Origin of the sequence: Microbacterium sp. LjRoot45 (genome assembly GCF_964253325.1) — a bacterium.
In the GTDB taxonomy this organism is placed as follows: Bacteria; Actinomycetota; Actinomycetes; order Actinomycetales; family Microbacteriaceae; genus Microbacterium.
Map to the genome: position 1 here is coordinate 3,075,735 of NZ_CAXUQM020000001.1, position 12,673 is coordinate 3,088,407.

8 protein-coding genes are annotated in these 12,673 nt (G+C 71.9%); all 8 read left to right on the forward strand.

Translation table 11 applies throughout. The annotated features are described in order from the left end of the window. Positions 1-25 precede the first annotated feature (25 nt). The 8 genes from ACSQ18_RS14565 (at position 26) to ACSQ18_RS14600 (ending at position 12,670) form a co-directional block, all read left to right on the forward strand. The gene (locus ACSQ18_RS14565; RefSeq protein WP_436038130.1) at positions 26-2,518 is read left to right on the forward strand and encodes a hypothetical protein; all 2,493 of its coding nucleotides are present in this window, start codon (positions 26-28) and stop codon (positions 2,516-2,518) included. After that, complete coding sequence (locus ACSQ18_RS14570) at positions 2,511-5,585, forward strand: alpha-mannosidase (RefSeq protein ID WP_436038131.1); 3,075 nt, start codon at positions 2,511-2,513, stop codon at positions 5,583-5,585. Before ACSQ18_RS14565 ends, ACSQ18_RS14570 begins: the two co-directional genes overlap by 8 nt. After that, on the forward strand, positions 5,582-7,018 hold the full coding sequence (locus ACSQ18_RS14575) for an enolase C-terminal domain-like protein (protein WP_436038133.1): 1,437 nt from the start codon (positions 5,582-5,584) through the stop codon (positions 7,016-7,018). Before ACSQ18_RS14570 ends, ACSQ18_RS14575 begins: the two co-directional genes overlap by 4 nt. Positions 7,019-7,126: 108 nt before the next feature. Next, a complete protein-coding gene (locus ACSQ18_RS14580; protein WP_436038134.1) occupies positions 7,127-8,206 on the forward strand; it encodes a dihydrodipicolinate synthase family protein in 1,080 nt (359 codons plus the stop codon). A gap of 17 nt (positions 8,207-8,223) precedes the next feature. Continuing rightward, complete coding sequence (locus tag ACSQ18_RS14585) at positions 8,224-9,279, forward strand: NAD-dependent epimerase/dehydratase family protein (RefSeq protein WP_436038136.1); 1,056 nt, start codon at positions 8,224-8,226, stop codon at positions 9,277-9,279. Positions 9,280-9,336: 57 nt separating this feature from the next. After that, positions 9,337-10,512: a CaiB/BaiF CoA transferase family protein gene (locus ACSQ18_RS14590; protein WP_436038138.1), complete on the forward strand. Its 1,176-nt coding sequence runs from the start codon at positions 9,337-9,339 to the stop codon at positions 10,510-10,512. Further along, positions 10,509-11,288: an enoyl-CoA hydratase/isomerase family protein gene (locus ACSQ18_RS14595; protein ID WP_436038140.1), complete on the forward strand. Its 780-nt coding sequence runs from the start codon at positions 10,509-10,511 to the stop codon at positions 11,286-11,288. Before ACSQ18_RS14590 ends, ACSQ18_RS14595 begins: the two co-directional genes overlap by 4 nt. Continuing rightward, positions 11,285-12,670 (forward strand): FAD-dependent oxidoreductase, encoded by a 1,386-nt coding sequence (locus ACSQ18_RS14600; RefSeq protein WP_436038142.1) that lies wholly within the window; start codon positions 11,285-11,287, stop codon positions 12,668-12,670. Before ACSQ18_RS14595 ends, ACSQ18_RS14600 begins: the two co-directional genes overlap by 4 nt. The last annotated feature ends 3 nt before the right edge of the window (positions 12,671-12,673 follow it).

Consider the following 12,673-nt stretch of genomic DNA (forward strand, 5'->3'; position numbering starts at 1 on the left):
GACGTGCACGCAACCCGGGATGCTGATGAACGACACCACGACCGATCTGCTGGCGATCACCGAGCGCACACCGCCGCTCGGGGGCATGGGCTTTCGCAATGCAGCGGGGGTCACCGTCGCGACGTGGGCAGACGGCGACGAGCACGACGACATCGTCGGCCGCCGCATCGTGCATGCGCGGACCCTGCGCCTCGGCGCACCGACGGCGCTGCGGACGCTCCTCGTGCGACCCGGTCGCGGCTACCACAAGTGCGGAAGCGAAGATCAGTGGGACTGGGTGTCCGCGTTCCGCCTGCGGGTGCACGACGGGGCCGGGTGGCACACGGTGCTCGACGTCACCGACCTACCCGTGCCGTCGGGTCCGGATGCCGCCCCCGTCGAGTACGACCTCGGCGGGATCGTCACGGCCTCGGCGGTGATCGAGATCCGCCGCAGCGGCCTCGACGGCCCGTGGACGCCCTGGAACCTCGCCGACGACGCTTTCGAACTGCGGGGCGACCCGCCCCCCGCACCGCTCCAGGGCGAGACCCGGCTGCGGGTCGGCACCATCGACCTCTCCGGCATCCCGGAGGGGGTGAGCGCCGTCGCCGACCGCGGCACCGTGCGGTTCGCGACAGCCTTCTACGCGGTGGGCTTCTCCCTGGGACGGGCCGGCTTCAGCTTCCTCGCCCTCGACGACGAGGGCACGTGCCGGGTCGACCGCGACCTGCTGCTGCACCGGCCGGGCGTCGACCTGCAGGGCCCCATGCTGCACCCCGTCGGTGGACCGTCGCTCATCTCACCGGCGCTACGCTGCCGTGTCGAGGGCACCGTGGAGGTGTCGGGCAACGTCGTCTCGTACGACATCGCGATTCCGGATGCCGGTCAACGCCTGCACCTGGTCTGGACGATGCGGCCCGACCGTATCGAGCTCTCCGCCACCCGCGAGGGCGACGACGACGTCGAGGCGTGGGAGAGCTCGGCCTGGCAGACCGCGTTCGATCCCGGCGTCGCGGCCACGGCGACCCTCGGCACCCTTCGTCGCGAGGGCCGCACCGGGCTGCTCGACCTGCCGCTGCTGCTCCACGCCCCCGGGCACGGGTCGCTCAGCATCACCTCCGACAGCGCCGAGGCCACCTGGCGTTCCGACGCCGACCGCGCCCGGGGCTGGCTGCTGGGCGAACTGCGTCTCGGTGAAGAGCCCACCGAGCGCGGCACCACGGTGCTGCGCTCCGGCATCCACCGGGCCCTCCTCACCTGGCGACCGGTCGACGGCGGGGTCGACGCGCGCGAGGGAACCCCCGCGGGAGTCGCCCGCGCCCTGCGCCGCACCGCGATCACGGGGCTGTCGTACCGGGCCGACACGGGGACGTTCAGCAACAACAGCGTGTCCATCCACTGCCCCATGAGCATGGACACCTGGTCGGCCCTCGCGGTGCGCCGGGGCACGGTGGCCGGGATCGACACCCGGGCCATGCTGCGCGACTCGCTCGAGCGCTGGCTCGACGGGGGTCCGGGCTACGCGAGCGGGACGATGCGCGACGGCGGGCGGCTGCGTCCCGCCGAGGACGAGTACCTCATCTCGGGCGTGGGCACGCTCCTCGGCCTCGCCGAGTACCTGGAGGCCGTGCCGGATGCCGCGTGGCTCGCACGCTATCGCCCCCGCATCGCTGCCGTGCTGGCTCGCCTCGCCGCCCGCGACCTCGACGGCGACGGCCTGATCGAGAGCCCTCACCGCCGGGGTGTGAGCGGTGAGCACGACTGGAGCACGAACTGGTACGACGTGGTGTCGTTCGGCTGGAAGGACGCATACGTCAACGCCCTGCTGTTCCGGGCGCTGCGGCTGCTGGCGAAGGTGCTCCCGGCCCTCGGCGCGGGAGACCTCGCCGAAGGACTGTCCCCGTGGGCCGACCGCATCGCGGAGTCGTTCGTCCCCACGTTCCTGCACCCCGACTCCGGCTGGATCGCCGGGTGGCGGTCGGCCGACGATCGTCTGCACGACCACGCCTTCCTCGCCGTCAACGCGATCGTCGTGAACAGCGGGGTGCTGCCGGCCGAGCGGGAGCGGCCGACCATCGCCGCCCTGTGGCGCGAATACCTGCGGGTGGGCGCTCCCGACCCGCACTGGGGCCTGCCGAACAACCTCTGGCCGATCCCGGATGCCGACCTCACCGCGCCCATGCAGGGCTTCCCCCACGGCTTCTACCTCAATGGCGCCCTGTCGCACTCGCAGTCGCGTCACTTCGTCGCTGCGCTCTACCGCGTGGGCATGACCGAGGAGGCGGACGGTCTGCTGGAGGCCCTCTGCACGACCCTCGCCGACGGCAGCGCCTTCGGCGGCTCGCAGACGGGCGTCGACTGGCGCTACTGGGACGGTGCGCCGTGCGGCTACGAGGGCCAGCTCACCGAGCAGTTCGGAATCATGGCGGTCGCCCTCGAGCGCTTCGCCCTGCTCCCCGTCGGCGACGATCCGCGAGACGCATCCCTGCACCCCGAGACCGCGGCAAGCGCCGCCGAGAGGAACCCCGACCATGCGTGACCGCCGAGAGCGCGTCCTGGCCCGCACCGAGCGCGCGATCCGTGACGACGTCCGTCCCGCGCTCCACTCCGAGACGGCGCCCGTGTCGTTGGCAGCCTGGTCGGCGCCCGGCGAGCCGGTGCCCTTCGCCGATGCGGTGGCAGCCCCGTTCACGCCGATCGCGACCGGCGACCCCTGGGGGCGGCCATGGGGGACCGTATGGGTGCGCGTGAGCGGAAGGGTGCCGGGGCACTGGCATCCGAGTCCGGATGCGCGCAACGAGCTCGCCATCGACCTCGGCTTCCTCGACTGGCGACCGGGCTTCCAGTGCGAGGCGCTCGTGTGGAGCGTCGACGGTCGTGCCCTCAAAGGGATCGAGCCGGCCCAGCGGCACTTCGTGGTGCCCGAGGATGCCGGCGACGAGTTCGTCTACTACATCGAGGCCGCGGCGAACCCCGACGTGGCCCAGCACTTCAGTTTCCGTCCGACCACCCTCGGCGATCCGCAGACGGCGGGCGAGGCAGAGCTGTACCGGTGGGGTCGGATCGAGCTCGCACGACGCCACGTGCCGACCACCGAACTCCTGCGCGATCTCGATGCCCTCACCGGTCTCGTCCGCGAGTCGGTGCAGCCCGATGCCCGCCGGGAAGAGGTGCTCACGGCCCTGGAGTCCGCGCTCAATCGGGTCGATCCCGGCGACGTCGCCGGCTCGGCTCCGGCCGCTCGCGCCGAGCTGGCGGAGGTGCTCGCCCGTCCCGCCGCCGCGTCGGCGCACCGGCTGCACGCGGTGGGCCACGCCCACATCGACAGTGCCTGGCTCTGGCCGCTGCGGGAGACGCGGCGGAAGGTCGCGCGCTCCTTCGCGAACGTCCTCGCCCTCATGGACCGCCACGACGACTTCGTCTTCGCCGCGACCTCCGCCCAGCAGTACGCGTGGGTGAAGGAGGACTACCCCGAGCTGTACGCGCGGGTGGCCGCGCGCGTCGCCGAGGGCAGGTTCATCCCGACCGGCGGCCAGTGGGTGGAGCCGGACTGCAATCTCCCCAGCGGCGAATCCCTCGCCCGCCAGCTCATCGAGGGCAAGCGCTTCTTCCTGGAGGAGTTCGGGATCGAGACCGACGACGTGTGGATCCCCGACTCGTTCGGCTACAGCGGGGGCCTCCCACAGATCGCGGCGGCTGCCGGCGCGCGCTACTTCCTGACGCAGAAGATCTCGTGGAACGAGACGAACACCTTCCCCCACCACTCCTTCCTCTGGGAGGGCATCGACGGCACGCGGATCTTCACGCACTTCCCGTCGGCCGACACGTACCACGCCGAGGTGTCGGCGGCCGATCTGCGGCGCGCGGAGAGCCAGTTCGCCGACAAGGGCGCCACCAACCTGTCGCTGCTCCCGTTCGGCTGGGGCGACGGCGGGGGCGGCCCGACCGAGGACATGCTCGCTTCGGCGGCCCGCTACGCCGACCTGGAGGGTGCCCCTCGGGTGATCCTGTCGTCGCCGGACCGCTTCTTCACCGAGGCTGCGGCCGACCTCGCCGACCCGCCCGTCTGGGTCGGGGAGCTGTACCTGGAGCGGCACCGCGGGGTCGCGACGACGCAGATCCCCCTGAAGCGCGGCAACCGACGCGCCGAGCGACTGCTCCGCGAGGCCGAGCTGTGGGCTACCGCGGCGATGGTGCAGGCCGGCGCCGCGTACCCCGGTGAGCGGTTGCGCACCCTCTGGCGAGAAGTGCTGCTGCTGCAGTTCCACGACATCCTCCCGGGGTCCTCGATCACGTGGGTGCATCGCGAGGCCCACGAGGCGTACGAGCGGATCCACGCCGAGCTCGAGGAGATCGTCGCTACCGCTCTGCGCGCGCTCGTCGGCACCGGCGACCACGAGCTCGCCGTGAACGCGTCGCCGGTGTCCCAGAGCGGGATCGCCGCTCTCGCAGGCGGTGCTTCTGCGGCCGCGGAAAGCACCGCGACCGCGACTGCCGTGACGGTCGAGGAGACGGCCGAGGGAACGGTCGTCGACAACGGCATCCTTCGCCTCACGGTCGACCCCGCCGGTGAGATCTCGTCGCTGATCGACCGCCCCGCGGGACGCGATCTCGTGCCCGCGGGGATGCGCGCCGGCCGCCTGCGCCTGCACCACGACACCCCGACGACGTGGGATGCCTGGGACCTCGACGAGCACTACCGGGCGCGGCCGGTGGAGATCACGGGGACGGTGGAGGTGACGACGATCAGGCACACCGACGACGTCGTCACGGTGCGGGTGAGCCGCTCCTTCGGTGCGTCGAGCGTCCGTCTCGACTACACCCTGCGCCGCGGAGCACCGCGCCTGGAGATCGACGTCGACCTCGACTGGCACGAGGACCAGAAGCTCCTGAAGCTCCAGCTGCCCCTGGACCTGCACACCGACCACGCCACAGCGGAGGTCGCCTACGGCCATCTCCGGCGCTCGATCCACACGAACACGTCGTGGGACGAAGCGCGCTTCGAGGTCGTCGCCCACCGCTGGCTGCACGTGGGCGAACCCGGCTACGGCGTCGCGCTCGCCAACGAAGCGACGTACGGCTACGACATCACCCGCGAGAGCGCCGGCGGTCGCACGGCGGCGGTGATCGGCATCTCCCTCGCCCGTGCGCCGCGCTATCCCGATCCGACGTCCGATCGCGGCCGGCACTCCTTCCGCTTCACCCTGCGACCCGGCGCCGGCGTCGCGGAGGCGGTCGAGGAGGGCTACCGGCTGGGGGTGCCGCTGCGGCGCATCGCGGATGCCGAGACGACCGAGCTCGCTCCGCTCCTCACCGTCGCTGCCCCCGGCGTGATGGTCGAGTCGGTGAAGGCGGCCGACGACGGCAGCGACGATGTCATCGTGCGTCTCTACGAGGCGTGGGGCACGCGCACGCGCGGCACCCTCACCCCGCGGTTCCCCGTCGCGGGCGTCGTCGAGACCGACCTGCTCGAACGGGACAGCGAGCCCGCGATCGTGCGGGGACACGGCCCCGACGGCGCGGTCGACATCGAGCTGCGCCCGTTCCAGCTCGCTACTGTGCGATGGATGCGACAGCCCCGCACCCCGGAAGGAGCACGGCGATGATCGAGGTCACGGGCGTCACCGCGCGGGTCGTGCCGGTGCAGACGCGGCTCCCCTTCCGTTACGGGATCGCCGAGATGACGGCGGCCCCGCACGTCGTGGTGGAGGTGGCGCTGCGCCTGGGCGACGGCACGGCCTCCCGCGGCTGGGCGTCCGAGCACCTTCCTCCCAAGTGGTTCACGAAGAATCCGGACAGCTCGTTCGCCGACGACCTGATCGGGCTCGTGGGCGTCGTCGAGCACGCCGTCGAGGCGGCGGCCGGGCTGCGCGCCGTGTCGGCGTTCGCGCTCTGGCACGCCCTCGACCGCGCTCAGACGCGGTGGGCGGAGAGCAACGGCATCCCGGGACTCCTGGCGGGGCTCGGCACCGCCCTCGTGGAACGCGCCGTCATCGATGCCGTCTGCCGGGCCGCCGGCACACCGTTCGTCACCGCTCTCCACAGCGGCGCGCTGGGCTTCGATCCCGGATCGCTCCACCCCGAGCTGGTCGGAGTCGACTGGCGCGCGCACCTGCGGGCGGAGCCGGCCCCGACCATCGCCGTCCGCCACACCGTGGGCTTCGCCGACGCGCTCACCGCCGACGAGGTCGTCGACCGGCCGGACGACGATCTGCCCGTCAGCCTGGACGAGGTGATCCGACGTGACGGCGTGCATCACCTGAAGATCAAGACGGCAGGGGATGCCACGGCCGACCTCATCCGACTCGGTCGCATCTTCGCGGTCTGCGACGCTCTCGGCGTGGAACCCCGGCTGACAGTCGACGCGAACGAGTCGATGCGGGACGGCGACCACCTCGATCGCTGGGCGCGGGCGCTCCTGTCCCATGCGCAGGTCGGTCCGCGGCTGCGGGACGCTCTCATCGCCGTCGAACAGCCCGTGCACCGGGATGCCGCGTTCGTACCCGAGCTCGGCGGGGTGCTGCGCGAGCTGTCGGCCCAGGGGATGCCGGTGATCATCGACGAGTCCGACGACGGCGTCGATGCCGTGCGACGCGCGCTGGACCTCGGCTACGCGGGCGGCACGTACAAGGGGTGCAAGGGCGTGTTCCGGGGCCTCGCGAACGGTGTGCTGGCCGGCCATCGCGCGACACCGGATCGCCCCACGATCATGACGGCGGAGGACCTCTCCACCCTCCCTCCCCTGACCGTCGCCCAGGACCTCGTGGTGGCCGCGACGCTCGGACTCACCCACATCGAGCGCAACGGCCACCACTACTTCGGACGGCTGGCCCCGCTCATGCCCGGCATCGGGGCACTCGCGAGGGAGAGTCACCCCGACCTGTATCGCGCCGACTCCCGCGTCGATGCCCGGCTGCGGGTGTCGGCGGGCGTGGTGGAGTTCGGCTCGGCGCTGGCGGCACCGTTCGGATTCGCCCCTGGGCTCGACGTCTCGGCGCTGCCGCTGCTGACTCTGCAGACCGCGCGCGCCGCCGTCTGAGCAATGGATTGTGCACGACGGGGCCAGGCGAGTGCGATCCTCGTGAACAAACGGTTGCGCTACGCGTATCCGCTGTGATTTGATTCCCCTCAGAACGAAAGGCGAGCAGTGCCGCTCCAGGATTCCGAGACCTCCCCCGACGAGGCGACCCGCGCCGATGCGCTGCGCATCATCGCGCAGGGCGCGGTCATTCCCGCCCACCCTCTCGCGCTCACGGCGGACCGCACGATCGACGAACGACGTCAGCGCGCCCTCAGCCGCTACTACCTCGACGCGGGGGCCGGCGGGCTGGCCGTGGGCGTCCACACGACCCAGTTCGGCATCCGCGCGGCCGGCCTGTACGCCGACGTGCTGCGACTGGCCGCCGAGGAGGCGACGACGTGGGTCGACCGGCCCGTCGCCCTCATCGCGGGCGTGACCGGACGCACGTCCCAGGCGCTCGCCGAGGCCGCGACGGCCCGGGACGCCGGCTACGACGCCGTGCTGCTGAACCTCGCCGCGTGGCGCGGCGCTCCCGAAGCCGACATCCTCGCCCACTGCCGGACGGTGGCCGAGGTCACCCCCGTGATCGGCTTCGCGCTCCTCCCCGAAGTGGGCGGGGTGCACCTGAGCTACGACTTCTGGCGGGCGTTCGCCGAGCTCGACAACGTCGTCGCGATCAAGATGGCGCCCTTCAACCGGTACCGCACGCTCGACATCGTCCGCGCCGTGGTCGACGCCCGCGCCGAGAAGCGGATCGCGCTGTACACCGGTAACGACGACCACATCGTCCTCGACCTGCTGCAGCCGTTCACCCTCCGGCGGGACGGTGAGGACGTCACCGTGCAGATCGTCGGCGGCCTGCTCGGACACTGGAGCGTGTGGACCCGACAGGCGGTCCAGCTCTTCGACCGGCTGCGCGCCACGGCGAGCGCCGACGCGGTGCCGCGCGAGCTGCTCGCCCTCGACAGCCAGGTCACGGATGCCAATCGCGCCGTCTACGACGCGGTCAACGACTTCGCGGGGTGCATCCCCGGCGTGCACGAGGTGCTGCGCCGGCAGGGGCTGCTCGAGGGTGTCTGGTGCCTCGACGAGAGCGAGACGCTCTCCCCCGGTCAGCACGAGGACATCTCCCGCGTGATCGCCGCCTACCCGCATCTGACCGACGACGACTTCGTCACCGAGCACCGAGACGCCTGGCTCTCGTGACCCTGGAGGAACACCCGATGACCGAACCCGCCCACCTGCTCGACGTCGACCCGCTCCCCGAGCGCTTCGACGACGTCGATGCGCTCGACGAGTTCCTGTCCCGCCCCACCTCGGCCACCGTCGCCGACCTCGCCGCCCTCGACGGCGACATCATCATCCTGGGGGTCGCGGGGAAGATGGGGCTGGGCCTGGCCCGCCTCATCAAGCGCGCGGCGCCGCACAAGCGCGTCGTCGGCGTGGCCCGCTTCAGTGACGAGGGCTCGCGCGAGTACCTCGAGCAGCACGGCGTCGAGGCGATCACCGCCGACCTCCTCGACCGGAGCGCCGTCGAAGACCTCCCGCGGCTGCCCAACGTCATCTACATGGCCGGGCTGAAGTTCGACTTCCGCGGGCGCGAGGACTTCCTCTGGGCGATGAACACCCTCGTCCCCGGCTACGTCGCCGACGCCTTCCGCGACAGCCGCATCGTGGCGCTGTCGACGATCCACGTCTACCCGTGGAGCGATCCGCGCCGCGGCGGCGTCGACGAGGACGATCCGCCGCTGGCCCGCGCCGGTGAGTACGCCAACTCGGTGGTCGGGCGGGAGCGCACCTTCCAGTACTTCTCCCGCCTCCACGGCACCCCCGGACGCGTCGTCCGCTTCGTCTACGCGATCGACATGCGCTACGGCGTGCTCCAGGAGATCGCCCAGTGGGTCAAGACCGGCACGCCGATCCCGCTGGCCACCGGCAACGTCAACATCCAGTGGCAGGGCGACGCGATCAACCACTTCGCGCGTCTGCTGCGCCACTGCGAGACCCCCTCCTCGCCCATCAACATCGGCGGGCCGGAGTGCGTGAGCGTCCGCCACGTGGCCGAGGAGTTCGGGCGCCGCTTCGGCATCGACCCCGTCTTCGAGGGCGAGGAGAGCGACAGCGTGCTCTACGTCAACTGCGAGCGCGCGCAGCGCCTCCTCGGCAACCCCGTCGTCGGCGTCGAGCGGATGATCGACTGGGTCGCCGACTGGGTGGAACGGGAGCAGCCCCTGTACGGGAAGCCGAGCAAGTTCCAGGTGCGCACGGGAGTGTTCTGAGCGATGGATCCCGACCTGCCGACCGCCGGCCCTCACCTAGCGAAACGAGACAACGCCATGCTCTCCGGCATCCGGGTGATCAGTTTCACCCACTTCCTCCAGGGCCCGTCCGCCAGCCAGCTGCTGGCCGACCTCGGAGCCGACGTCATCAAGATCGAGCCGCGGACCGGCGCGTTCGAGCGCACCTGGACCGCGCCGGGCTGGTTCCTGGAGGGCGACCACAGTCCGTTCTTCGCCCTCGGCAACCGGAACGTGCGCAGCATGGTGGTCGATCTGAAGAACCCGGCGGCCATGGCGCCGCTGCTCGACCTGATCGACTCCGCCGACGTGCTCATCGAGAGCTTCCGCCCGGGCACGCTCGACCGGCTCGGGCTCGGCTGGGAGACCGTCCACGCCCGCAACCCGCGACTGGTCTACGCCTCGCTCTCGGGCTACGGCTCCGACGGTCCCTACGTCGACCGGCCGGGACAGGACGTGCTCGTGCAGGCGCTGTCGGGCATCGCCATGGCGACCGGGCGCGCCGACGGACCGCCCCAGCCGGCGGGCGCCTGCATCGTCGACCAGCATGCAGGGGTGCTCGGTGCGTTCGGCATCCTCGCCGCCCTCCACGGCCGGGAGCGCACGGGGACGGGGGTGAAGGTCGAGAGCAATCTCCTCAACGCCGCCCTCGACCTGCAGATCGAGCCGCTCACATATGCCCTCAACGGGTTCACGGGCGCGCGTTCGGCCAGCGGCATCTCGAGCCCCTTCTACACGGCGCCCTACGGCGTCTTCGCGACGGCCGACGGCTGGATCTGCCTCTCGCTGACGAGCCCCGCCACGCTGCGCCAGGTGTTCGCCGACGCCGGCTTCGACGACCTCGCCGCCGGCGAGGCCTTCGATCAGCGCGAAGCCGTGAACGGACGCATCGCGGCGCACGTCGCCACGCGCACCACCGCCGAGTGGGCGGACGTGTTCAGCGCGGCACGGATGTGGTGGGCGCCCGTCAACGGACACGACGAGGTCATCGCCGACCCGCAGGTGCAGCACAACGACAGCTTCGACCAGTACGAGCATCCGGTGGCAGGGAACGTCCGCGTGCTCAAGCACCCCGTGAGCTACGACGGCGTGCGCCCGGGCGTACGCACCGCCCCACCGGAACTGGGTGAGCACACCCGCGCCGTGCTCCACGGCCTCGGCTACTCGGAAGACGACATCGAGGCGCTGCACGAAGCCGGGGCGGTGCGGTCATGAGCAACGTCCGCGTCGAGCGGAACGATGCGGTGCTGCGCGTGCGGCTCGACCGCGCGGAGAAGCGCAACGCGCTCACGAGGGAGATGCTCGACGACCTCCACGCCGCTGTCGACCTGGCCGAAGCCGACGGCATCCCCGTGATGGTGATCTCGGCGGCGGGCGCGGCGTTCTGCGCGGGAGCCGACATCGCCACCTACGTCGAGGCGATCGACGACCTCGACGCCCTGGCCGACTTCGGCGCCCGCGCCAAGTCGCTCATGCACCGTCTCAGCACGAGCCCGCCGATCGTCGTCGCCGCGGTCGACGGGATCGCGATGGGCGGCGGCTTCGAGCTCGTGCTCGCCGCCGACCTCGTCTACGCGAGCGACCGCGCTCGCTTCGGACTGCCCGAGATCACCCTCGGACTCATCCCCGGATGGGAGGGCACGCAGCGGCTAGTACGTCACCTCGGCCCCACCCGAGCCAAGGAGGCGATCCTCCGCGCGCGCGCGTTCTCGGCCGAGGAGATGGAGCGGGCGGGCCTGCTCAACGGACTCACCTCGCCCGAGCGCCTGCCCGCCCTCGTCGAGGAGGTCGTCGCCGATCTCGGACAGCGCGCCCCCCTGGCGCTCGCCGCCGCCAAGCGGGCCATCGGCGCGTCGTACGAGGATGCCGGCCGCTCCGCGGGCACCGACGAGGAGACGCGGTCGCTGCTGGCACTGTTCGCCAGCAACGACGGGCGCGAGGGCGTCCGCGCGTTCGTCGAGAAGCGCGCCGCGCGGTTCGAGGGACGATGAACGCCGCCGCGACGTCGACCGACGGCCACCGCCACGCGGAGGCCTGGCAGGAGCGCAACGTCTTCGGGCCCGATCACGGCATCCCCGTGCTCGCCGACGTCGATGTCGTCGTGGTCGGCGGGGGCGCCGCCGGCGTCGCTGCGGCGACGGTGTGCGCCGAGCAGGGTCTCGACGTCGTGCTGCTGGAGCAGTACGGCTTCGCCGGCGGCGCCGCCGTCGCGGGCATGAGCGGCACGATCTGCGGCATGTACCTGGCGGGCGACCACGCCGCCCCGCAGCAGGTGGTGCACGGCTTCACGGAACGGTTCCGGCGCGCCCTCCACGATCGCGGCGGCCTCACCGCCCCGCAGCGATACGGACGCACGTGGGCCAGTGCGCACGACCCCCTGATGTGGCGCGAGGCGGCCGACGATCTGCTCACCTCGGCCGGCGTGCGTGTGATCTACCACGCCTCCGTCACCGGCGTGATCCTCGACGGCGACCAGCACCGGGGCGTCGTGGTGACCTCGAAGGCGGGACGCGCCGCGATCCATGCCCGCCGCACGATCGACGCGTCAGGGGATGCCGCGGTCGTCGCCCGCGCCGGTGGCGCGTACCGCTACGGCGAGGGCGGCCGCATCCAGAACCCGACCATGTTCTTCCGCCTCGGCGGTGTGGACACGGCAGCGTTCTGGCGCGACTTCGGCGACGACACGATCAGTCCGCCGCACGTGAGCGAGGCCATCCTCCGCGCCCGCGCGGACGGGGCCGACCTGCCGCGCGAGAAGATCTGGGTGTTCGCCACCACGCGGCCGGGCGAGCTCATGGTGAACGCGACGCGGCTGGAGGCCGAGGACGGCCGGATGCTCAACGTCGTCGACCCCGAGGACTTCACGATCGCCGAGATCCGCGGTCGCCGTCAGGTGCGCTCCTACGCCGCCTTCCTCCGCGACCATGTCGACGGATGCACCGACGCGTACGTCGTGGACACCGGCGTCGAAGCCGGCATCCGTCAGACCCGATCGATCGAGGCGGTCGAGATGCTCCGCGACGACGACGTCGTGGCGTGCCGCAAGCGTCCCGACGGCATCGTGCGCTCGCCGTGGCCGATCGAGCTGCACGACGGCGCGAAGCCGACGCTGCACTGGCTGATCGACGACTGGTACGACGTGCCCTACCTGAGCCTCGTCCCTCGCGCCGGCGAGAACGTCATCGTCGCGGGGCGCTGCCTCGGCGCGGAGCACCGCGCGCTCGCCTCGGCGCGGGTGACGGCGCAGTGCTTCGAGTACGGCCACGCGGCCGCGTGGGCGACGCTGCGATCGTTGCGCGACCGTGTCGCGTACCGGGACATCGCCGGCGAGAGCGTGGCCGCCGACCTCCGCGCGTCGGGGAGCACGATATGACGG